This window comes from Bacteroides sp. MSB163, from assembly GCF_036416795.1.
In the GTDB taxonomy this organism is placed as follows: Bacteria; Bacteroidota; Bacteroidia; order Bacteroidales; family Bacteroidaceae; genus Bacteroides; species Bacteroides maternus.
Map to the genome: position 1 here is coordinate 66186 of NZ_CP143867.1, position 24988 is coordinate 91173.

Here is a 24988-nt window from a genome sequence, read left to right on the forward strand (position 1 = left end):
AAAATGGACGTGTCTTCCACTAAGGAAACACGTCCATCCCTCCTATAGCTATCAACGTATTTCTATGTCTAAAGTATTACCTTCGATATCAATACGGAGTTCCTGCTTTTCAGCATTATACTTCCAAGAAGCAACATTCTTCACTTTCTTCACAGACGGCATATTCTTTAAAATAAAAGTATATTTCTGAGATATACCACTGCTAACTTTCAGTTTACCCGTCTTCTCATCATAAGTCACCAGACAATCTTCATACTCAATGCCATCTCCACACGGAAGATGCAGCTGACGAGTAGTGGTCCCATTAGGATATATCATGATAGTTTTGCGTCCCACCATCGAAGCATCACCCAGTCCGGTTAGCCCACTAGTTACATTCAGCGGCAGAATGGCTCCTGCCTTCACAAATAAGGGAAAACGCTCTAACGCATACACTTCCTCTATCAAACTGCCGGGAGCATACTTAGTCCCATCATAGAAATTAATCCATTCTCCTTCGGAAGGAAGATGAAACGATACACGGTTATCAGCCGACGTGATAGCTTTGGTAAATAAATAATCTCCCACCTGATGGCTTTCTTCCTCATAAGATGCATTTTTTATCAAAGACCCACCATGCAAATGTGCATCCACAACTGTTGAAAATAAATAGGGAATCAGTTCATCATGCAAAACAACACAATAACGATAGATATTCTCTACGTCTGTGCCATGCCACCAAGGCAGATGATTACTGAAAGCGCCATTCTCACCGCCATTAATCATACAGGCGGTCATACATCCAAATTGTGCATAGCGCACAAACTGCTCTTTATTGGAACGCTTCATGAAAAAACCAGCAACTTCGCATCCCGGTGAACCATAGCCACGCTTTGCCGACTGATAAATATTCTGAATTTGCAGTTTCAAGCCCTTCCAGTCACCGGAAAAGTCTCCACACCATCCCATATTCATCTTTTCCACACTGGCTGCATAACCTCCCTGATGTGAATAGGGACGAGCGATAATGATGCCTTGCGGGTTCTTTTTTACCGTATAATCGTACATAGCATCGTAGTAATAAGGGCGGAACTGCTCATTACTCATCTGACCAATAGACGTATCGAGAATATCTCCAAACCAGAATTCTCCCTGATCTACCTTCCAGCCATAGACACCATCGATAAAGACTTTATCCAGTTGCTTATACCACCAAGCTACTGCTTCTTTATTTGTAAAGTCGATATGTACCCCTTCTCCTTTCCACCAGACATGCGGCTTACTCTGATTTATGCCATACCCTTTAGAAACGACCTCATCATACGTATCGCTTTTTTGAAAACGGGTATCCTTACACTTTATATTGACTGCTCCTGTAAGCCATAGAAGCACTTTCACATCTTTACTCTTAAAATAATTAATCATATCCTTCGGGTCCGAATAGCGTTGCATGTCCCAGTTAAAGTCATTATAGGTCGTACTCCAAGGACTATCAATGATAACAGCACCTACCGGAATATTACGTTCTAAATACCCGTCGACCAGTGCTTTTGCTCCATCCGCCGTATTAATACTATCTTCCCATGCTACATGTTCAAAAGCCCACGCCGGAGTAATCGGTGGATTTTGGGCACTCATGGACACACATATCAGAATTGAAATTGTAAGTAATAAAAGCTTCTTCATATTGTTTTGTTTTCTAATTATTGTGCATAACCTTCGTTTTGCTTAAACTCTATATTCAGAACCTTGTAACTATTAATAGTGGACAAGGGTACCGGACGATTAATGTGGTAGGGTTTAATCCCTATTCCATTTACTCCATTTTCCGGATTTGTATCGGGATTTTTCTCTTTAATCCATTGGCAGAATGCATCTTTGTCCAGCGCACGTTTCAGCATTTGCCATCTGAAGAGTTCCCCTCCCAGTTCACGGGCTCCTTCATCCAGAATAAATGAAATATCAATATCTTCCAGATTTACAGTCAATGCTTCTTCGTGTCCTGGCATTAAAGCCCGTTGACGAAGTTCCATTATCACCTGTGTCGCTTCATCTTTTCTGCCTAGACGGGTATACGCTTCTGCCAACGTCACATAGACTTCTCCCAACCGAATCAAGATTGCATCCTTATAGGCATATTCCTGTTTTGCAGTTGACCGACTGCTATCCAGCCATTTAGTCACATTATTGGCACAACTACGAACATTGGAATTATTAAGGACTGCTCCCGTTTCTATATCGTAAATATCAGTTACATCATCACAGATAATACCTCTATTCTCATAAGCCGACTTAACTTCTTGAGGAAGAACATCGAGTGCACGGATCAATAAAGTGTCCGAAAAATCAGGTAGTTCATTCCAATCGTCAGTACGGCAGTAACCTGATATAAAAGTTGCATCACGACGCTTATCATACTTATTAAATACATGAATAAAATAATAAGTAGGCATCACAGCACGATATTCACGACCATAGAAGACACTATGCGCTTGCAGACCATTGATTGTCTTAGAATAAGAACGCACCGAACGGTTTACCTGTGAAACCCAATAACGATGGATGAAATTATTCTGAGCATCAAATGTCGTGTTGCCATATTGTATGGACCAGATAATCTCACTATTTTCAGTATTATCCGGTGAAAAGATGCGACTGAAATCACTTTCTAATTTATATCCATAGTCATTCTTTAATTCGGTAGCCACTCTCACCGCTTCTTCATAACAGTGCTTTTTGTTCTGCATCCCAACCTCACCGATCAATGTTTCATCATAAGCTGCCAGAGACATCAAGACACGCATCCGAATGGCCTTAGCAATACCCTGATCCATACGCCCGAAATTTGATGAACGTACTTCGGAAGGGGCTTTCAGACTTTGGTCTGCAATCTCCAGGTCTGCAAGAATACGCTTATAAAAAGCAGCAATCCCCGGTTGGGTTCCTCCTATCTCTTCCGGACTGGTAATAGGCATCTCAGCATAATATGCGGCAGGTCCATAGATTTCAATAATCTGATGTAAATAAAAGGCACGCAAAGCGTGAGCTTCCGAAAGAAGTTCACTACGCTTGCTTTCCGAATGAAAATCTGCGGCATTAATCGAGTTGATACTTGTATTGATAGTGGAAAGTGCTACATACAACCATTTCCAGAGGCCTTCGTTGCTGCTATTATCAATCATGTATGTATCGGTATAGGTAATCAGTCCTTTCCAGTAGTCACGTACATTACCTCCATAAGCCATCAGGTCATTTCCTAATTCCCCTACCATAAACCACTGTTCCAGAAGTTCGGTATTGATCTGATACAATGACAGCAACTCAGCTTCAGCACCTTTTTCCGTCTGTGCATACGTATCATTAATAGACCCTTTCGGAGTTTCTTCCAGAAAACTGTCACAACCACAGAATGTCATCAATAAGGACAGACAAACTGAATATAATTTATAATTGAGTTTCATATCGTTCTATTTTAAAAAGTTAGATTTACACCAAAATTAATACTCTTCGGTACTGTCAATTCTATAGAAGGAGATTCGGGAATCACATCTTCTTTAGCTGCCCTATACAAATAGAAGGCATTGCGCAACTGAACATAAAAACGTGCTTTGCTCACCGGAATATATCGTTTAAGTAATGAATGAAAATCATATCCCAATGTCATATCCTGCATTTTGATATAATCGCCTTTCATATATCCACATAATTCACGATGATCGGCCCAGGTTGCATCCGCTCTCGGATAATCGTTTGAAGGATTATCCGGTGTCCAGTAATTTATATCGGGCACCCATCGGGTACCGGTCAGAATCACGTGCCAGCCGTAAGCATCATCATAGAAGACATAATCCCATCTACTTGAGATATTAAAGGAGAAATCCAAATTCTTCCACTTGAATGAGCTACCTAATGAAACAATATACTTCGGATCAGTAGAGCCAAGGATCTTTTTATCATCAGCCGTAATCTGTCCATCCGGTTTCAAGTCTCTGATTTTCACATCTCCCGGTTTGCAACCATATTTAGCTGCTTCTTCTACTTCATTGATCTGCCAGATACCGGCTTTCTCATAATCATAAATCACATTAATGGGCTTGCCAATGAACCATTTATTTGAGATATCATCCTGATCGTTTGTCAGGCTTATGATTTTATTTTCATTGACAGACATATTCAGGTTCATATCCCACTGTATATCTTTTGTATCTACTAATATACCGTTTAAAGAAAGCTCAATACCCCTGTTCTGTGTTTTACCAATATTTTGCCAAATACGCGAAAAACCGGTAGTTAAAGGTATACTACGCTGCATCAGAAGGTCTTTTGTTCGGGTATCATAGAATTCAATATAACCGGAAAGACGGTTATTGAACAATCCAAAGTCCAAACCAATATTATTGGTGTGGGTTATTTCCCAACTCAACTTTTTGTTTACCAATTTATCGGGTCGGTAAGCATAAATGCCTTTTCCACCTTCTCCAAACTGATAACCATAACTTCCCAAACCTGCCAAGGTAGAATACGGATCGATAGCCTGATTACCTACTGTTCCATAAGCATAACGCAACTTCAGATTAGAAATCCACCTAATATCTTTCATGAACGGTTCTTCTGAAATTCTCCATGCCAAACCTCCTGAGAAGAACGTAGCCCACTGGTTACCTTTGGCCAAACGAGATGAACCGTCCGAACGTACCGAGATATTGGCCAGATACTTTCCCTGATAGTCGTAACGCACACGTCCCATAAAAGAAGCTAATGCCCAGTTGCTGTAACCGCTTCCTATTTTCTGATTCTCAGTATTAGTACCCAGATTATGATAAAGTAACTGCTCTACATCCAGATTCTTGCCTTCGGCCGACATATCGTCATACTGGTAATTTTGTATTTCGGTGATAGCATCCAACGTGATATGATGCTCATTAAAAGTATTATCATAGGTCAACGTGTTATTCCAGGTCATCATATATGAATTCTGACCGCTCTTACCTGAACGATTTAACCCGCCGTTTGCCTGAAAAGACTCACTTCCATAAAAGAACCCTTTTTTCGTATCACTATATGTATAGCCGAAATTACTATGTAAAGAAAAGTTATGCAACGGATGTACATTTGCAGAGAAAACCATATTCACACTTGTATTCTCCGTATCATTGGCATACTGCCCGTCCACATAGTCTGCAAGGATACTTACGCTGGACTCCTGCGGATTAGGATACATGATCAGATCTCCACTCTCATCATAGGGCTTTGATAAAGGTGTTCCATAAAACAGTGCTTGCCCATAAGTAGCAAATCCACTGCTGTTCCGCTTACGCAAACGCATTGTTGCCCCCAAATCAAGCCATGAAGTAAGTTTATGATCAACAGTAGATGTGAAATAGAACTTCTTTGCTTCACTATTCTGATTGTAACCTTTATCCTTTTCGTATGCAAAACTCAAACTGAATTTTGTTTTCTCGTTACCTGAAGATACAGACAGGTTATGCTTTTGTGTGGAACCATCACGGAATACCAAATCCTGCCAATCATAGTATTCTCCATTACGAATCATCTGAAGTTCCTCATTCGAAAATATTTTTTCATCACTCACTTCCTGTCCCCATAAATCATTAGCAATTTTGTATGAATCCCTGCGCATTTGCACGAACTTCTCTCCCTGCATCATATCCATAAAATGCGGTTTGCTGATTCCATAGAAAGCGTCATAGTTAACGGTTGTTTTACCCGTCTTTCCACGTTTAGTTGTAATTATAATCACGCCGTTGGCACCACGGGAACCGTAAATCGCTGCACTTGACGCATCCTTTAAGACCTCGATAGATGCAACTTCATTCATGTTCACCACATCCAATGAGGCCGGTACTCCGTCCACTATTATCAACGGAGTGTTACTGGCATTCAATGAACGTGAACCACGGATGCGGATACCGCGGTCATCACCTTCATAACGTGATGCCTGAATATCCATGCCCGGCACCTTACCTTGCAAAGCATCGGTAATGCTGGTAGATGCCGAAGCGGCAATTACATCTCCTTTTACAGAAGCTACGGAAGCTGTCAGGTCACTTTTCTTTGTCGTACCATAACCTATCACCACCACATCATCAAGCGTTGTGGCATCTTCTACTAATATAATATTTATATGTTTGTTTCCACCTATTGAAACTTCTTGTTTTACATAACCGATAAAAGAAACTTCCAAAACTCCTCTGGTCGGTGCTTCCAAAGAAAAATTGCCATCTATATCAGTAATCGTACCATTATTAGTGGTACCTTTCATCAATATATTGGCACCTATAACCGGTTCACCAGCTACATTCTTTACCGTACCTGTGACAACATGCTGGGCATGTACGCAGAAAATGGTAATACATAACATCATACAAGTTACCCAAAGCCTTCTGAGTAAACATAACATTTGACTGTGTCGTTTCATAAATATTAATTTAAATTGTACCTAAAAAAGAGGAGCTGATATGCCGGCTTATATCAACTACCGACAACAAAATTAAGCATGAAAAGACTTAGAACCATATAAAATACGGGTTCTTATATTCCTTTCATTCGTATGAAACACAATTAAATTTAAAGTTCTATATTACAATGAATTGGCAATTAATTCCCACGATTGCAAATAATCGTATGCAATACAAATACGATATTGCAAAGCCCCAAAAGAGAATACATCACAATTATTTTCCAGCAGATTCAACCTGCTGCATATATTCATTGGGAGTAATACCGGTAGTATCTTTAAATGCGCGGAAAAAAGTAGTATACGAACTAAAACCACACAGCCCCGCCAATGCTTTCAGAGTATAACGATCTTTTTCATTAGAATTGACTAATCGCTTAAACTCATCAATACGATACTCATTGATAAAATCATAATAGCGTATCTTAAGGTTTACATTGAAAATTTGCGAAAGTGTTTGAGCAGAAGTGCCTACTGCTTCCGCTACATGGGCTAGTTTTAGGTCCGGCTTCAGGAAAGCTCGTTCTTGTTCCATATAATTTTTCAACTTACTAATTAAGGCTTGAGCTTCTTCTTCACTTATCTTTTTATTATAACGGTATTTTTCCTCCTCATTATGGAGCGGTTTCATCTGAACTGTACTTTTCCCGGAATGCTTTTTCCAAATAACATAAATGACACCAGCTGCCATAACCACACCGAAAACAACTCCCAGCCACAACCATGCAGATAAAGAAGAACGGATTCTTATCCGAAAACTCTGCATACTGTTCTCATCCATTTGCTTACGCACTTTAAAGGTATACTCTCCAGAAGGTAAATTAGAGAATTTGATCGAGTTTATACCTCTCAATATTTTCCACTCTTTATCATATCCCTCTAATTGATATTCATATATCATCAGATCCGGAGCATCATAAGTAAGTGTAGCAAAAGTGATGTCCAAAGTATTTTGATCGTCAGGCAAAACTATAACACCTCTTTCTTCTATCAGTTCCTCATATTTACCCAGCATAGACACACCATTTACCAAAAAGTCAGAAATAACAGTAGGAGCAGACTGGGGAATAGAGTGGATATCAGCAAATACAATACCTTTAGCAGTAGCCAGCCAAATTGTATCTCCACATAATTGACCATCATAAGAATAGGGTTCCGGTAACCCTTCAGTAGAAGAAAATAGAGTAAAATTACTGAGAGTGCTATCTCCCCTTACAACACCACGCGACCCGACAAGCCAATAGTTATCAGTCTTATCTTGCAAAACCTCCCGTATAGAATACCCCAAATAACCAGCATCTTCGGGAGTACACACATAACGTAAATGACTAAAAATACTATCACAGATAAATGCCCTGTTTTTATTAAAACAGAATAAGAAGTTACCTTGACGATCTTCCGTCATATAAGTCACCGGTGGCAATTCATGAAGTCCGGCTGGCAAGCTCTCGCTTGAAAAAGAGTCATCTTTAATATTCAGAAATTGCAATCCCTTATCAGTAGCTACCCAATATCTTTTCTTAGCATCTACATACAAGTAATTAACTTTATCATCGACCAACGTTGAATTTAGGCTTGTATATACTTTTTCAACCTTCAACTGTTCATTATAACAATGAAGTCCATCTAATGTCGTCATCCATAAACGTCCTTGATTGTCTATTGTAAAAGAATTCACAGTCAAATTAATATCAGTGAACCTTGAAATCTGCAAGGTTTGTCTATTAAATTTATAAGCTCCTCCTCCTTTTGTTCCAATCAAAATATCATCATTAAACTTAATGAAAGTCGAAATCGCTCCGAAACTAAATCTTTCCAGAGAAGAAGGGAAGTACTCAATCTGCGACTTTGAATCACAAACATAATAGAAGCCATTGGGAGTTCCTAAAAGTTTTATATCATCAACCAAATACAGGCAATCAAATGTTATATTACGTAGTTCCTGATTTTTAATCCTATAAGAATGAAAAGCTTTATTACGAAATTGCAGATAATCTATTCCCGTATGGCGAGTACCTCCTATCCACAATACATTCAAATCATCCAACAACAGGCAAGATACCATATCTGAAGTCAGATATTCATCATTATCATTAGGCATGGTAGATATAGAATGAACAATTTCCTGTTTGGGAAGAGAAATAAAAGAAACGCCACTGCCTAAAGTTCCGCAGCATAATATTCCATCATGCAAAGAAAGAGCTGAAATACGATTATTCCCTACCATAGGGAGAAAAGATGAATATTTTCCCGAAAGCATATCAAACGCTACTACTCCGTGAGTAGTGGTACCTATATAAAGCTGTTTATCGTCGCCAACTATACATGAGAATTTTGATGTGAGCTTAGCTTCCTTGCCATAAACACGAAAACTTCCGGTAGATAATGTGTAAGCAATAACTCCCTCAGGGGAAAGAAACCAAATATCTTTAGCAGTAGCATACGCACCTATAATTTGATTATATGCCGAAACTTCATCGGTGACCCGAAGATGTTCCATCTTTTGTTTTTCATTAATAATGTATATGCCATTGGAAGTTCCCACATAAACCTCACCATTTATGTAGCACAAAGAACGAACCGGAAAATTAATTTCAGCATATATGCGAAGAAAAGTTCCGGATCTAACTTCATACTTCCATAGTCCTTTATTCGTTCCTATCCAAAAATCATTATTCTCTATTTCTTTTATTACAAAGACTTTTTCTACCGATTCCGGAAAGTTAAAACATTTAAATCGCACACCATCAAAACGTTGGATTGTATTTAGAGTACCAAACCAGATAAATCCTTTTGAATCTTTCGTAATGCAATTTACTTGCGGGTCCTGCAACCCACTTCCATTATCCAGATTCCGCACAACTGCTACATTTGCCTGTAAAGGAAAAACATGACATACCAAAAGTATCACAAAAACCATAAATTCTGCGATTTGCGTTTCTCCTCTTTTATGTATCTTCATATTTTCAGGTCACTTAGATTCTTCATGGCAAAATTAAGAATAAATCTGCTATTTCCACGATTTCCTGAATCCTTTTAAAAGAAAAAGCGAAGCAATAAAAAAATGAAGCGGACATCCCTTCTACCTGAAAGAATGTCCGCCCCTTATAACAACTACCTACTGAAAACTGTAACTAAAAAAACTACCCTTTGTTTATTAATACCAATCTTATGTTAATCTATAACCTATTGTCGATGTTGCAAAGATAGAGTGAAATTTTCATTCAGTAGTAGCACAATTGTTTCATAAAAGGTGATAAATCAGTCAATTTTCAGTTTATCCCCCGATAAATCGACTTTAAACAGGTGCGGAATACGAATATATCGCCCGTTCACATCTTTATGACTATGAACCGACATCATCCACTCACCATCCAAAGTACGGAACAACATTCCATGTCCGAAGTTAGGCGGAGTGACCGGTTCTTTCTCTTGTATCCAAGGGCCATCCAAGGTTCCACTCTCGGAATAGGCAACGCCTTGTGTATAGTCCTGGAATACCCAGCTTGTCCATATCATACCTAACCGGCCCGTACCTGTGCGGAAAAGCCATGGTCCGTCGGTTACACGGTTGGGCAATACTTTGTCCCCCATCTTCTCACGGCTCCAGGGAGAGTCACTGGCACGGAAAAGAATCTTTCCTTTGCCGATGGAACCGCTTAAATCGGGCTTTAATTCAATCTTTTCCATCGTACCGTTCCAGTTTTGCAGCCATTCGTGGCAATAGATCATATAAGGTTTGCCGTCACTATCCACCCAGAATGTTCCATCAAGGGTAGGCATATTCTCGGGTAGGTAAGTGGGGTCTTTCATAGGTTTATAAGGGCCATCCGGTTTATCACTGACCAGGATGTGGCTGGCACGACGGGGGATGACGTTTCCTTTTACGGTATCAATCTTGATGGCGTTGTTCGTAAAAGTGGCGAAATAGTAATATTTTCCGTTGTATTCATGCAGCTCAGCTGCCCAGATTTCGGGTTTAGGGCCCATCCAGGAGTCAGGATCAGTTGCTGCTACACGATAAGGGCCTTCCCAACGGGCAAGGTCTTTGCTTTTCCAAAGGAGGCCGCCGGTACCGGTCATGTAATAAGTGGAGGTTTTCTTATCGGCCAGTATGCAGGGGTCACTCAAGTGGATGGAATCAAGAGGGATGTTGGTACGGAAGCGGTTTGGGACCTTCTGCTGGGCAGATGCAAGGACAGAACACAAGGTAAATATAAACACCAATAATTCTTTTCTCATATTAGTTCTTTTAATATAATGAGGATAGATACGCGGACGACGCGGATAAGGCGGACAAACGCGGAATAATCATAAATCCGCATTTGTCCGCTTCATCCGCGTCGTCCGCGTATCTATAACTTATTCAATTTCTATGCCGTGTTGTACCGGAGTAAGGATGAACGTAAATTCATAGTCACCATAAGGCAACTGATACTGTGGCAACGGCCATGCACCCCAACTGTTCACACATCCTAAGCCCATCTGAGCCTTGTCGATGCAGAGATTTGTCAGGTTAGCCTCTTTCACTTCGGGAGAGTGGCTCTGACCTTTATCCCAACCATCGTCCAAAGACTCGATAGTATAGTGCAGGGCTGATGCGGAGAACGGAGCGTCAGCTACAATCTGCAAACCGCGTCCGGCATCGTTCAGTTGCTTCCACCAGCGGATATCGGTCTTCGTACCTGTTTCCTGCGGACGGATATAAGAATAGAATTGTTCATCTACACTCTGGCGATACAATCCCAGATCTGTGCAATGATTGCGGTCACTGTAGTTCTCTACCGGACCACGGCCATAGTATTCTACAGTTTCAAAAGTCTTAGGCATCTGCATCTGCATACCGAAACGGAACATATGAGATACTTTAGCCTCCGGATCGGCAGTCATCTTCTGAGTCACTTTTACAGCACCCTTGTTATTGATTAGATAAGTAAGATCCAGTTTGGCAGAAACATTCTTCATTTCGTATTCTGCACGTACCACTGTCTGATTGTCTACTGTCTCCCATTTGAAGGAAGTCAGCTTCAGACCCGGGTTCTTCCAGGCAGCGAATTTCTGTTGCAAACCTGCACCGAAATCATTGTCCGTAGGTGCACGCCAGAAGTTAGGTGCCAGTTCGGCATCTTCGTTCATCAATTCCGTGCCTGCTACGTTGTAGCGATTCAGGTAACCGGTATGTTTGTTGAATTCCAGACGGAAGTTATCACCGTTGATGATCAGATAACGCCAGTCGTTTTCCTGGATTTGAGGAGCAACGGTAGGAGTATTCACAACTTCCACATTCTTCAGGTCCATAGCAGGAGCCTTGTAGGGGTTCAGTACAAGCTGGTCTTTGGCTACGGCATATCCGGCGGGAAGCAGACCTTCGCGGTTCTTCAGGCGATAAGTTACATTCAGCAACCATTCTTTGCATTCGCAGGCTTTGCCGATGTTCAGTTTCACTTTGGCAGTCTGCTGCGGAGCTACGTTGAGGTCTTCTACACGACCGGTACGAATTACTTTACCGTTAGCAAGCAATTGCCAATCCAGATAGTAAGCGGAAAGGTCACGGAAGAAGTTTTCGTTGTACACGTTCACTTCGCCGTTCTTCAGGTCAGCGGGAGTTGTCCAGATGTTCTGATAGTAGTAACCCACTTCGTACATGTGCGGATTGGGAACACGGTCGGGACTGATCAGACCATTATCGCAGAAGTTCTTGTCGGAACCGTCGTAACGGTTGAAGTCACCGCCATAAGCGTAGATAGTTACACCGTCTTTGCCTTTCCAACGAACGGACTGGTCTACGAAGTCCCAGATGAAACCGCCTTGCAGGTTAGGGTATTTACGGATCAGATCCCAATATTCTTTGAAACCGCCCTGTGAGTTACCCATAGCGTGGGCATATTCACACTGGATAAGAGGCTTCTTGGCATCTGTACGCTGGCCATATCTTTCCATGTGCTTGTAATCGGCATACATGGGACAGTCGATGTCGGTAAATTCGTTTCCGTGTGCCTGTTCGTATTGTACGGCACGGCTGGAATCTTCATTCTTGATCCAACGGTAGCAAGCTTCAAAATTAGGTCCGAAACCGGCTTCGTTACCCAATGACCAGAAAATAATGCTGGGATGATTGAAGCCGCGTTGTACGTTGCGCTGGTTACGTTCCATGTGAGCTTTGGCATAGTCGGCGCGTTTAGCCAGTGTCTTTTCACGATAACCCATACCGTGTGATTCGACATTAGCCTCAGCCACTACATACAAACCGTATTGGTCGCAAAGGTCGTACCACAGATTGTCATCAGGATAGTGACAGGTACGCACAGCGTTGATATTAAATTTCTTCATGACCTGGATATCCTGGATCATGCGTTCGGGAGATACGACATAACCACCATCCGGATCAATTTCATGACGGTCGGCACCTTTGAAGAGAACAGCCTGACCGTTTACTAATATCTGGTCACCTTTCAATTCAATCTTGCGGAAGCCTACCTTTACGGGGATTACTTCGTTGCTGCCTTGCAAAGTGGCACGCAGTGTATAGAGGTAAGGAGTTTCGGCTGTCCATTTATGCGGATTTTCCACATTCATCAGAATGGTACCGCTACCTTTGGCTGTTTCCGTAGCTACTGCCTTGCCGGTAGCATCCAGTAATTCCAGATTTACGTTACCGCTGCCTTTCAGGTCGAGCGTCACACGCAGAGAACCATTTTTGTATGCCTCGTCCAGATCGGGAGTGATACGGATGTCCTGGATACGTTTCTTGTTGCGGGCATAGAGGTAGCAATCACGTCCCACACCACTGTAACGGAAGAAGTCCTGGTCTTCCAGGTAGGTTCCATCACACCAGCGGAATACCTGGAAAGCGATGAGGTTCGTCTGTCCGGGCTTCAAATAAGGAGTCAGGTCGAATTCGGCTTCGAGCTTGCTGTCTTCGCTATAGCCTACATAACGGCCATTTACCCAGAGATACATGTTGGAAGTTACAGAACCGAAATGAGCGATAATGTCTTTCCCTTTCCAATCGGCGGGAACAATGATCTCACGACGGTAAGAACCTACATGATTGTTCTCTGTAGGTACTTCAGGAGGGTTGTTCTGGAACTGGTTACGCCAAGCATAGCCGGTGTTTACATAAATAGGATCGCCGTAACCGTTCAATTCCCACATAGCGGGGACTTGCAGATTATCCCAGCCTTTGTCATTGAAACCTACTTTCCAAAAGTCGGTAGGACGCTGGTCGGCATTGCGTACCCAAGAGAATTTCCAGGTACCGTTCAAAGTCATGTAATTAGTAGATTGGGCTTTCTTGCCTTGCATGGCGGCATCTGCCGATTCATAGGCAAAGTAATTAGTGTGCATGGGAGCACGGTTCACGGCATTGATCTCCGGATCAAGCCACTCTTTAAAGGACTGTGCATTTGCAGTCAGAGCCAGGGCTGCAAAGAGTCCGGTAATAAGATGTTTCTTCATGGATATAAAATTAGTATGTTTGTAGCGGTACGAAGAATATTTTCTGCATACCGCTACAAAGATAGGGTGAATGAACTTTTTTTAGGGGGAATAATAGTTCAAAAAAGGGGGAATAGAGTTCAAAGAGCTTGTAACTATTCCATCCGGTACACTCCGAACGAACGTGGTTCAAGTTTCAGTTTCAGAGATTGCCCTTCTACCTGTACCGGACGTACACGGGGAACAATCGCTTCCTGATCCAGCGTATTTACTGTGCGCCAATTGTCATTCTGTAAGTAAGTGCAGGAACCGGCAACCAACTGACGTTTCTTCAAACCATTGAAATCGATCTGAACATCGGCAGGCTTACTGCTTGCATTCACCAGTTTCAGGATGATTTCTCCGGTAGGTGCATTCAGTGCAGCTGTTGCATAGAGGCTGTCCTGCCCCGCTACTGCTTTGCCATCCATCTTCAGGCTGAGCACATCGGTACCGGCATTCATGCCGTACATTTGCTGAACGTAATAGTTCGGTGTGCGCATCATGCGCAGGTTATCGAACCAGATCAGGTCCGGATTCCACTGCCAAGCGTCTACGTGGGCAAACAACGGCGCATAAGTAGCCAGATGAACAACATCCGCATTCCGTTCCAGTCCCGTCATAAAGGCAGCTTCGGAAAGGGCGGCGAGGAAGTTGTTATCCTTCTTCGTGGAATGATCGTGTGAAGCATATTCTCCGGCGAAAACCTTCGGACCTTTACGGTCGTAATTGTCATAGCGTGACGCATTGCCAAAGAACCAATCAGGATTCATGTAGTAGTGTTCGTCCACCAGGTCTACACCGATACGCTTCATTTCGGGCCAGAGATAATCGAATTTATCACCGCTGGCACTCGGGCCGGAGCTACCTACAACCTTCACATTAGGGTATTTCGCACGGATAGCTTTTGTGAAAGCTTCCAAACGTTCTACATAAACCTTGTCCCACTGTTCATTACCGATACCGATCATCTTCAGATTGAAGGGTTCGGGATGTCCCATATCGGCACGCACCTTTCCCCACTTGGAAGTAACAGGGCCGTTGGCAAATTCAATCAGGTCGAGTGCATCCTGTATGTACGGATCGAGTTCATCCATCGGAACTACTTCGTTGCTTTCGTACTGGCAGGAGAGCCCGCAGCTGATTACCGGAAGAGGTTCTGCACCAAGGTCTTCGCTCAACAGGAAGTATTCGAAGTAACCAAGTCCCAAAGTCTGGAAATAGTCAGGGAAGGCCTTATGTTTGAAGGTGTAGTTCCAGCGGTTTTCATTCAGAGGGCGATTTTCAACAGGACCTACGGAATTCTTCCACTGGTAACGGGTTTCAAGACTGTTACCCTCGATGATACAACCACCGGGGAAACGGAATACGCCCGGGTTAAGGTCATAAAGGGCTTGTGCGAGGTCGGCACGCAGACCATTCTCACGTCCTTTCCAAGTATTCACAGGAAACAGGGAGATATGGTCCATATCTACCGTCCCCTGTGTTTCGAGGACGATACGCAGGCGGGCATGAGCGTCTGTGAAAGGAGATTTCAGCACCGCCGTCAGCTTTTGCCAGTTATTGCCGCTGACTTCGATTTCTTTCTTCAACAGATTCTGTGCATTGGAGTTAACGAGCTCGATGGAGAGCTTCATCGGCTTCGCATCCGGCGTGCGGGCATAAACGGAGAAACGGTATTCTTCGCCTTGCTTCACACCGATGCCGCGGTAACCTTCATTATCCAGTCCGGCACGCAGTAGGCGGCCGTCGTTCACTACGCGTACATAGTGAGGATTGCGGTCAAAACAAGGATCTGCATCCAGAACGGTTACATTACCGAAAGGCACCCAACCCACGAAAGGTTGTGGGAATTCAAAAGAACGGTTCTTTACCAGTTCGGCATACAGACCTCCATCGGCACCAAAGTTGATATCTTCGAAAAAGATGCCATACATTTCAGGTTGTATCTTTGCCGTCGGTTTGGAAACGTCGACGGTCATCACATGCTGCTGCGCCTGCACACCCAGTGCAAGGGACAGGACTAAAAGGGTGGTTAGTTTTCTCATGGTTGATATGATTAATAAGAATATTTTTAATTATCATTTACCAACGACTTGATGAATACGTATCACTGTAAACGAATAAGCCGGCATTGAGTAAGAAAAGTCATTTCCTTCTACCTTGAAATCAGAAGAAGCGGGTTTAGCTCCTCTGTCTTTCGGATCACCTGTCAATATCGTTTTTGTAGCCGAAGGATTTACCAAAGTAACTCCGTCCAACTTCACCTGGGAAGAAACTTCCACCGGAAGCATATTCACTAACTTCACGATATAATCTCCGGTATTAGCGTCTTTCACAACTGATACTCCGACACGTTTCTTCACGGCATCCCAACCATTATTCAGTTTTACCGTAGAAGACAGGTATTCGGTACCGGCGTTCTGACCATACATCTGTTGAGTATAGTAGCCTACTGTGGGTCTCACTTCCGTATTATTGAAATAGATCAAGTCCGGATTCCATTGTGTATGACCCTCTTTAGCCAACAACGGAGCATAGGAAGTCATTTCTACCACGTCACCGTTACGTTCTACGGCAGTTAGATAGAGAGCTTCGGCAAGCGCAGTTTCTACATTATTGGGGCGTCCCGGCAGGTGGGCGGCATATTCGCCTAAATAGACTTTCGCTTTGCTACGGTCGTAATGATCGTAATATTCCTGATTGTGAATCATCCAACCCGGTTCTACGTAATAGTGCTCGTCTACCATCGGTACACCCAGTTCGGTAGCAAGATCCCAACCTACTTCATAATCCGTACCTTCGTAGAACGGACCGGTAGTACCAATCACGGTAACTTCAGGATGTTTTGCTTTCACTGCATCAAATATCATCTTAAAGCGTTCCACGAAGACAGGTGTAATCATGTCCTCATTACCGATACCGATGAACTTCAAGTTGAACGGTTTCGGATGTCCGGCTTCCGCACGCTTCTTACCCCACACGGTTTTGCGGGCATCTCCGTTGGCATATTCTATCAGGTCGAGAACATCTTGGATGTACTGATCCATTTCTTCCATCGGAACGCCACCCTGCTGTCCCATGCAAGTCAGTTCATCCTTGGAATGGTGGGCGCAGGTACCAGAGTTCTGACAAGGTACACCGGCTGCAAGCACAGGTACGGGTTCCGCACCCATATCTTCACAGAACAAGAAGTATTCGTGGTATCCCAGACCGCGTGTCTGATGGTATCCCCAAAGATTACGAAGCGGCTTGCGGGCTTCCAACGGACCTATAGAGCCTTTCCAATCATAAATATTATCTATTCCATCGCCATGAGCCACACAACCACCGGGGAAACGTACGAAACGGGGATGCAAATCGGCAAGCGTTTGTGCCAGATCAGCGCGGAGTCCGTTCTTACGACCTTTGAAGGTCTTTTGCGGAAAGAGGGAAATCATATCCAGCGCATACTTGCTGACAGCCTGGGGAACAATGGACAGAGAGGCAGCCGTCGCATCACTTGTGGCTGTCAAGACTGCTTTCTGTTGTTTCCAATCTTTAGATGTTACATTTACGGCAGTTTGTGCTATAATTGTTCCATCTTTATCAACCAAGTTCACAAGTACCTTGCCTCCTTTCCCCTCAAGCACTTTACCAAAGAGTGAGAAATCATATTTCTCACCTTTCCTCAGGGCTATGCCATCGAAACCGGCATTCACCAATGCTGTTTGTTCAGCTGCATTCACATCGAAAACAGCATAATGGGAGTTATTAGGATGAATAGGATTTTCCGTTGCAATGCTCAATGTAGCATCACTGCCCTGAACACTCCAGGAGTGAGTACTATTCCAGTTCTGATCGTTACCACGGTCGGTCGGAGTATATTCAAAGTCACGGTTCTGAACCAGTTCGGCATACAAGCCACCGTCAGCTCCATAGTTGATATCCTCAAAGAAAATACCAATCAGATGCTTGCTAATTTCTTTCGCCTGACCTGCATTCACCTGAATAGTAGCCTCTACAGGCTTGAGGTTGGCAAAACGTACAGGGTCTTGCTCGGTACGCTCGGCATTCAGTGACTGGCGGTATTTCTTATGTTCGGCATAGCGGATGATCTGCTGCACGGTAGTATAGGGAACTTCCTGCACCCAGCCTTCTTCTTCGGAACCGTTCACCAACACCTTCTTCTGAGTGGTGGGGTACACATCTTTGGGTTCATACTTGCTACGTTCTTCGGGAGAGAAATAACTCTGTGCTTCCCACTTCTGCAAGTCGGGAGAGGTTACATAGGCAAGTGCCTTACCGGTATTCGTAGCTTCCCAGATGCAATGCCATTTGCCATCAGCACGGGTTTGCATCAAATGGGGCTTGAACATAGTCTTTGCCCGTCCCCACGGACCGAAGTCGGAATTCACATAGGCAAATCCATCGGCCACGCTAAACCACTTCTCTCCGTCGGGACTCCAGGCAAACTTCAGGCCACTGCGTCCGTCACGGTTCGAATAGGAAAAGAGGTACACCTGATTCGGTTCATTCGTCACGCCCTCCACCTTTGCCTGCACAGGGAAGACAAAAGACAGGAGTAAACATACACTTAAAAATCTAATCAATCTGTTCATGGTATATAAGATATATTGGGTTTAGAATTTGAATAATTTAATTTAATGAAGAATGAAGAATGAAGAATTACCATGCGGCATACTTGCATAGCGCAGCCTAATTTTTCATTCTTCATTCTTCATTCTTCATTAAATTATCATTTTGCTTTCCAGTACTTTCTCAGCTTCTCAGCCTCTTTCTTAGTGATGTGGATTACTGCTCCATGTTTCGGTGAAGAGAAGTTAGTCGCCTTCATCACACCTTCATTGAAGTGTCCCAGATCTTTGAAGTTCACAAAGTCAGTGGTTTCACTGAAACCGAAATTATGAGGATTGATACCATAGATGTCATACATTACCACCCATTTGTCTTCGCCGATGCGCTTCCACATGTTAGGAGCTTCGCAGGCTTTCGGTTCCGGATCTACCCATTCCGGCAGGTAAGCATATCCACGGTTGATATACTTCGATACAGCTTGTTTGATGCCCGGTGTTCCGTCGTGAGCAACGTAAAACATGTGATATTTATCACCTACTTTCGTGATGTCGGCATCAATAGCTGATTTGGTAGCATCGGGATATTGGAACAATAGGCGGGGTTCTGTTTCCAGACCGTCGAAATCTTCGTTTACATAAGCATAGTACAGCATATTCCGTGCATTGCCCATGCGCATGGTGAAGTAGATCATTATTCTGCCTGCATGTTCATCGTAGACCAGTTCAGGTGCCCAGGCACAACCGATCTCATCATATCCGGGGAAAGTCTTGTCAATACGGACCACATGGTGTGTCCAGTTTACAAGGTCTTTTGATTTCATCAGGACAAAACCACGGTTGTTACCCCAGCCGTATTTAGCTCCGTCACGCTCCCACTCGGTGTTGCGCAGACCTTTCTGTTGGGCAAAGATGTGCAGGTCGGTCATGGCAATGTAGAAAGTACCATCCGGTGCACGATAGATATGCGGGTCACGGATACCTTTCTGTTCGGCAATCGTATCACCGGCGATAATGGGCTGACCGTTATTTACATCCGTAAATGTATATCCGTCATCGCTGACTGCGAAATATAAACTATGTGTATCATCTTTGAAATAGGTAAACAGATAGGCTCCCATTTCCTTTTCATTCGTTTTCCAGTCCTGAACCAGTACGGCGCCACCTTGCGGTTGGAGGGTCAGTTGGAGTTTGCCGTCAGCTTTCAGTTTCAGAGTTTGCAACTGGGGTTGCAGTTCTTTATCATCATTATAGAATGAGAGAGTCTCTCCTGCAAGCATAGGTAATTCGAGTTTCAACTTCAGTACTTCTTTTGTACCGTTAACGGCAGCTACATACCATTGTTTGCCGTGACGACGTGCAACAACTGCATATTTTCCGGGATAACCATCAATAAAACGTGTTTCATCCCACGTAGTAGGCACCTGTTTCATAAAATCCAGGCAAACTTGCGGGGCATCCGTCAGGTTGTTGGGTGCCAAAGCATAATTCTGAATAGGATTCTGGAACAACACAGCTGTTGACAACTGGAATACATCCGTCGTGCGACGGGTAGTTCCACCATTGTTCCCCCGGTTCAAACGCTTGTTCAGGAAAGTACCGCCAAATTCCATGCTGCCCACCGCATTACGGATAAAAGGATGCAGGCAGGCATTGAAAGCCTCTTCATCACAGAAATGTTGGTTGAAAATCAGATTCTCGGAAGCCAGTACCGCTTCGCTGCCTACATAGTTGGGATACATCCGCTCCCATCCGCGAGGCACTGTACAGCCGTGGAAGATTACCATCAGACCGTGATCGTCAGCATCACTCAGAATACCTTCGTACAAACGCATGGTTTCCTGTTTGTCTCCACCGAAGAAATCGACTTTGATACCTTTCACACCCTGTTCCTGAAGCCATTTCATTTCACGCTTGCGGATAATCGGATCATCCATCATATTGACAGGCCCTTGCTCAATATCATTCCAGTAGCCGCTTGAACTGTACCACAGGAATACATCCACACCCTTACCTTGTGCATAGTCAATGAGGGATTCCATACGCTTATGGCCGATTTTCGTATCCCACCAGTTGTCAATCAGCACATATTCATAACCCATTGCAGCAGCCAGATCAACATAACGCACCTGATCATCATAGTTGATACTGCCGTCCTGCCAGAGTATCCAGCTCCAGGTTCCACGTCCCATCTGATAATCATGCTCCGTTTCATACAACGGTTCCACTACATCCCAGATAACAGTGGTTTCTACAATAGGATTCAATGTCTCACCTACCGTAATCGTACGCCAAGGGGTAGAACCCGGTAAAGCGAAAGCGGGGGCAACTGTTCCGTTACCATTATTCTCTTCAGCCATCGGGAAAGCTACCGTATACAGATTTCCTTCTGTTACATCGCTCAGGCGCGAACCGCAATAGCGGCTGTCTACTCCTGTCTCACTGACAAGTACCCAGCCATTATCTCCTATGCGGAACAGGCAGGGGAAAGTATATCCATGTCCGTATTGTGAACGGACATCCATCGGAGCATCCGCCTTATATTCTTCTTCATAACTCGGTTTTGTCCGCTTCCAGCCTATCATAGCATCACTTTGCGGACACATGAAGGTAGTAGTCTGTTCAGGAAAACGGAAGCCGGTCGCTTCGCTGTTCACAACAAGGCTTCCCCGCTCGCCCTGGCGGGGCAACGTATAGCGGAAAGCAACATCATTATTGCTCACACGGAATATTACGTCCATCTTCTGCCCTTTTGCATTGACAAAAGCACATACCAATTCATTGGCCTGATAGTGTATCTTGGAAGCTTTGATACGCGATTGCATGTAAACGGTATCAATTTTCCTTTCTTTATGCCCAGTCAGTTTCATTGCTTTCGCGAAGTCTCCCACATTGGTCTCCAGACCCAACGGAGATGATTCCAACATCTGTTTCCCGCTATAGGTGAGAGAATACGATGCTTCCTTCCCTTCCGGGCACGAAACTGTTAGTTGTAATTTACCGTCAGGTCCGCTGACGGTTACATTCTGTGCTGTCAGCGGCAAGGCTACCGCCATACATAAAAAAGCTAATCCCTTCAGTTTGTTTTTCATGATCAAATTATTATTTCAATTGACAATTGACAGTTGACAATTGACAATTAGGCTGCGCAACATTTGTCTCAAACGACCCTTCCGCATGGCAATTGTCATTTGTCAATTGTCAATTGTTTGTTATTACCCGTTTAATCGTTCCGTCCGCATTGAATTCCATACGGTCAATGCATACTTCCCGATGCGTACCCGGACCATCTTTCAGGAAGTTCTTATTAATACGATGGTAAACGATATACCACTCATCCGTACCCGGAATTTGTAACACTGCATTGTGTGCAGGACCGTAAATTTGTTTCTCCGGATTCTGAATCAGTACAATCGGATCTTTAGCTACCTCGATAGGTCCAAGCGGCGATTTAGATGTACCGTAAGCCACATGATAGTTGGGTGAACCGGTGTCATCTACCGACCACATAAAATAATAAAGTCCGTTACGGTAAAATACATAAGGAGCTTCGCGGAATGCATAATCCTGCAAGGTTCCTCCTTCGGGAGTCATTACCGTAAGTGTTTTCTTCTTGATGGAAATCATATCTTTATTCAGTTCGGCGCCGGCCATGTAGCCATTACCCCAATACAGATAGGGTTTACCGGATACAGGATCGGTGAAGACATCCACATCTATCTGCTGTCCATGTCCTACAGGAGAATCTGTAATGATGGGTTGTCCCAGATCGGTAAACGGTCCGGTAGGTGAGTCGGCCATTGCTACGCCGATTTGCTTTCCTCCGCCTTTGGCGGGATTGCCGCTATAATAAAAGAAGTACTTGTATTCTCCCTTGATGAGTTTTTCTTCAATACACGGTGCCCAGGCATTTCCATTCGCCCAAGGTACCTGTTCGGATTTCAAATCCAGCATAACGCCTTCATAGTTCCAGTTCTTCAGGTCGGTTGAAGAAAAAACAGTAAAGTACCATCCACCCCAGCCGGGTTGTCCGTCGGTTGTGGAATAGATATAATATTTCTTTGTCTTGTTTGAGTATAAGATTTCAGGGTCGGCATGAAATCCGGGCAATACAGGGTTGTTCGGTATTGCACCCAATTCGGCAGGCTTGCCCCATTTATCCGTGATACGGATCAATTCATCGCGCGTGATAGGAATAATCGTTCCGTGGCGGGGATGGAAGTTCATCTTCACCTCACTGTCTATCACTTTGAAGTTCTTCAGGTCGGTAGTTTCCGTAAACTGATATTTACCTTTCATGTATACATCATACATTAGTATATACTTATCCTGATTTATCAGTTTAAATGTGCCGGCACCTTCCACAGCATCCTTTGTTTGCTGCTTGTAATCCGGTTCTTCTTTCCACTGACCGGAAGTCAGTGAACGGGTGGTTGCCACTTTAATACCGTTTCCATGTCCTTCTGTCTTATAGAACAGGTGGAAAACACCGTCTTTATAGACAATATCCCCGTCAATACATGATTTCTTATTCTCCGGAATGAAGAGTGGCTTCGGTTCACCAATCAGATCTGTAAAGTCGTCATTGGCATACGCATAGTAGATGATATCGGCTCCACCGGCATACTGCATAGACCAGTACACCATATATTTTCCGGCTTCAGGGTCGAAAACCGTCTGCGGTGCCCAAACACGCTTCAGCTTTTCCTGTCCTTTATAACGTTTCTGCATATTAATGATGGAATGCGTCCAGTTTACAAGGTCATTGGACTTCAGCAGCACCATTGCACGGTTCGAATCCCAACCATTGTCAGATACCATATCTGTCACCACCATATAAAAGGTATGCCCGTCCTGGCTTCTCAGGATATGCGGGTCGCGCACACCACCGGTCGAACTGATTACTTTCGAATCAAGAACGGGCTTGCCGTCATTCAGCGCCCAATATGTATATCCGTCCATACTTACGGCATAACATACGGCTTCTTCACTGATGTGGTTACCTGTAAAGTAGGTGAACAAATAAGCCACATAATCTTTTTCAACGATAGGATGTTGTTGCTGAGAGAATGAAGGCAATGTTATTGCCAACATCAAGCTAATTGCAATTGCAAATTGTTTCATAGTATTCCTCATAAAATTCACGTTAGTTATTGGGTGTCAAAAATACACATAAAATAAGAGATATACTACCACGAATCATGCAAAAAGGGAATAATTTTGTGTCATTTCATTAAAAAACAAAGTTTTACCCAGGTTATTAAACCAAAATGGAGCTTGCCAATGCCGACAAACTCCATTTTGTATCTTCTGGAAAAAATAGAATAATCAATTCAGAAATCGTACCATTTCGCAAGCCGCCAGTAAGAAAGCCCCTACTCCAAAGTTAGCTGTTGAATTGGCATCTACCACTTGTCCCGGAATGGCCTTCTCACCGATAGGCTGCACATAGCCGATGCGTCCATCCGGTTGCAAAGCAACAGTCGTCAGATACTTCCAGGCTTTTTCTATTACAGGCTGATAAGTAGCCTTATCCAAAAAGCCGTTATTCATACCCCACAGCAGACCATAGGTAAAGAAAGCAGTGCCACTGGTTTCCGGTCCGGGAGCATGCTCCGGATCAAGCAGACTCCGTGTCCAGTATCCTTCCGGTTGCTGACAGGTAGCCACAGCTTTTGCCATCGCACGGTAACGGTCTATATATTCCTGACGGTATTTATCCGTTTCAGGCAAATCTTTCAGGACTTTAGCCAAAGCAGCTAAAACCCATCCATCTCCACGAGCCCAGAAATCTTTCTTACCATTCACACTTTTATGTTTAGGATAGATATATTTTCCGTCACGATAATAAAGCGCATCTTCCGGATCGTACATCAGACTGTCGGCAAATGCCCAGTACTCATGCAGTTTCTCCAGGTAAAGCGGATTGTCGGTAATCTTATATAGTTTAGTCATCACAGGCATCACCATGTAAAGACCGTCAGCCCACCACCAATAATCATTCTTATCCGTACTCATCTGATATTCCATTACTTCGCGGGCACGAGCTATTTTTTGAGTATCCGGTTCTATATTGTATAAATCGGCATACGTCTGAAAACAAATTTGGTAATCACCAAAAAGCACATAATCGTCACTCTCGCCATAGCTGTATTTCCATTCGGCTTTATTATCCGACTTAGCACCTTTCCATTGATTATGTTCAGCCCAAGCCTTGGAGTAGTTCATGAAATCGGAGTCACCAGTCAGAAAGAACGCTTCCATGTTACCACTATGGTAAGCTGCATTGTCCCAGAAAGAGCGTCCGTGCTCAGGATTCTGAGTTTGCCAGTAGTTATTCACTTTATAAATAATATCCACAATCTCTTTGGCCTCATCCTTGGGAGACGCGCAAGCCAACATTCCGTTCAGACAAAAAGCCAGAACCAGAATGTTTCCGAAATACTTTTTCATACTAATATGCTTATTCATTTAATTAATC

Annotated in this window: 11 protein-coding genes; all 11 read right to left on the bottom strand. The window is 43.6% G+C overall.

Annotation, left to right across the window (positions count from 1 at the left end):
- Positions 1-51: 51 nt before the first annotated feature.
- The 11 genes from VYM24_RS00215 to VYM24_RS00265 all read right to left on the bottom strand — a co-directional run bounded on the left by VYM24_RS00215 (position 52) and on the right by VYM24_RS00265 (position 24960).
- Positions 52-1665, bottom strand: a complete 1614-nt coding sequence (locus tag VYM24_RS00215) for a TIM-barrel domain-containing protein (RefSeq protein ID WP_330941181.1) — start codon at positions 1663-1665, stop codon at positions 52-54.
- A 17-nt stretch (positions 1666-1682) separates the two neighbouring features.
- On the bottom strand, positions 1683-3440 hold the full coding sequence (locus VYM24_RS00220; protein ID WP_330941182.1) for a RagB/SusD family nutrient uptake outer membrane protein: 1758 nt from the start codon (positions 3438-3440) through the stop codon (positions 1683-1685).
- An 11-nt stretch (positions 3441-3451) separates the two neighbouring features.
- Positions 3452-6364 carry a SusC/RagA family TonB-linked outer membrane protein gene (locus VYM24_RS00225; protein ID WP_330941183.1) on the bottom strand — a complete coding sequence of 971 codons (2913 nt, stop codon included), beginning with the start codon at positions 6362-6364 and terminating at the stop codon, positions 3452-3454.
- A 310-nt stretch (positions 6365-6674) separates the two neighbouring features.
- Positions 6675-9419, bottom strand: coding sequence for a two-component regulator propeller domain-containing protein (locus VYM24_RS00230; protein WP_299088046.1), 2745 nt, complete (start codon positions 9417-9419; stop codon positions 6675-6677).
- Positions 9420-9718: 299 nt separating this feature from the next.
- Positions 9719-10699: a glycoside hydrolase family 43 protein gene (locus VYM24_RS00235; protein ID WP_299088047.1), complete on the bottom strand. Its 981-nt coding sequence runs from the start codon at positions 10697-10699 to the stop codon at positions 9719-9721.
- A gap of 120 nt (positions 10700-10819) precedes the next feature.
- The gene (gene lacZ, locus VYM24_RS00240) at positions 10820-13915 is read right to left on the bottom strand and encodes a beta-galactosidase, LacZ type (RefSeq protein ID WP_330941184.1); all 3096 of its coding nucleotides are present in this window, start codon (positions 13913-13915) and stop codon (positions 10820-10822) included.
- 134 nt (positions 13916-14049) lie between these two features.
- The gene (locus tag VYM24_RS00245; protein ID WP_330941185.1) at positions 14050-15981 is read right to left on the bottom strand and encodes an alpha-L-arabinofuranosidase C-terminal domain-containing protein; all 1932 of its coding nucleotides are present in this window, start codon (positions 15979-15981) and stop codon (positions 14050-14052) included.
- A gap of 33 nt (positions 15982-16014) precedes the next feature.
- Positions 16015-18534 carry an alpha-L-arabinofuranosidase C-terminal domain-containing protein gene (locus tag VYM24_RS00250; protein WP_330941186.1) on the bottom strand — a complete coding sequence of 840 codons (2520 nt, stop codon included), beginning with the start codon at positions 18532-18534 and terminating at the stop codon, positions 16015-16017.
- Positions 18535-18671: 137 nt separating this feature from the next.
- On the bottom strand, positions 18672-21599 hold the full coding sequence (locus VYM24_RS00255; protein WP_330941187.1) for a glycoside hydrolase family 97 protein: 2928 nt from the start codon (positions 21597-21599) through the stop codon (positions 18672-18674).
- Positions 21600-21708: 109 nt separating this feature from the next.
- Entirely contained in the window at positions 21709-23601 is a 1893-nt protein-coding gene (locus VYM24_RS00260; protein ID WP_330942297.1) for a glycoside hydrolase family 43 protein, read from the bottom strand.
- A gap of 234 nt (positions 23602-23835) precedes the next feature.
- The gene (locus VYM24_RS00265; protein ID WP_425286620.1) at positions 23836-24960 is read right to left on the bottom strand and encodes a glycoside hydrolase family 88/105 protein; all 1125 of its coding nucleotides are present in this window, start codon (positions 24958-24960) and stop codon (positions 23836-23838) included.
- Positions 24961-24988: the final 28 nt, after the last annotated feature.

Coding starts and splice junctions, on each gene's coding strand:
- VYM24_RS00255 (WP_330941187.1), bottom strand. CDS start 21,599: ATGAAAAACAAACTGAAGGGATTAGCTTTTTTATGTATGGCGGTAGCC.
- VYM24_RS00265 (WP_425286620.1), bottom strand. CDS start 24,960: ATGAAAAAGTATTTCGGAAACATTCTGGTTCTGGCTTTTTGTCTGAAC.
- VYM24_RS00215 (WP_330941181.1), bottom strand. CDS start 1,665: ATGAAGAAGCTTTTATTACTTACAATTTCAATTCTGATATGTGTGTCC.
- VYM24_RS00230 (WP_299088046.1), bottom strand. CDS start 9,419: ATGAAGATACATAAAAGAGGAGAAACGCAAATCGCAGAATTTATGGTT.
- VYM24_RS00225 (WP_330941183.1), bottom strand. CDS start 6,364: ATGATGTTATGTATTACCATTTTCTGCGTACATGCCCAGCATGTTGTC.
- VYM24_RS00245 (WP_330941185.1), bottom strand. CDS start 15,981: ATGAGAAAACTAACCACCCTTTTAGTCCTGTCCCTTGCACTGGGTGTG.
- VYM24_RS00235 (WP_299088047.1), bottom strand. CDS start 10,699: ATGAGAAAAGAATTATTGGTGTTTATATTTACCTTGTGTTCTGTCCTT.
- VYM24_RS00260 (WP_330942297.1), bottom strand. CDS start 23,601: ATGTTGGCAATAACATTGCCTTCATTCTCTCAGCAACAACATCCTATC.
- VYM24_RS00220 (WP_330941182.1), bottom strand. CDS start 3,440: ATGAAACTCAATTATAAATTATATTCAGTTTGTCTGTCCTTATTGATG.
- VYM24_RS00250 (WP_330941186.1), bottom strand. CDS start 18,534: ATGAACAGATTGATTAGATTTTTAAGTGTATGTTTACTCCTGTCTTTT.
- lacZ (WP_330941184.1), bottom strand. CDS start 13,915: ATGAAGAAACATCTTATTACCGGACTCTTTGCAGCCCTGGCTCTGACT.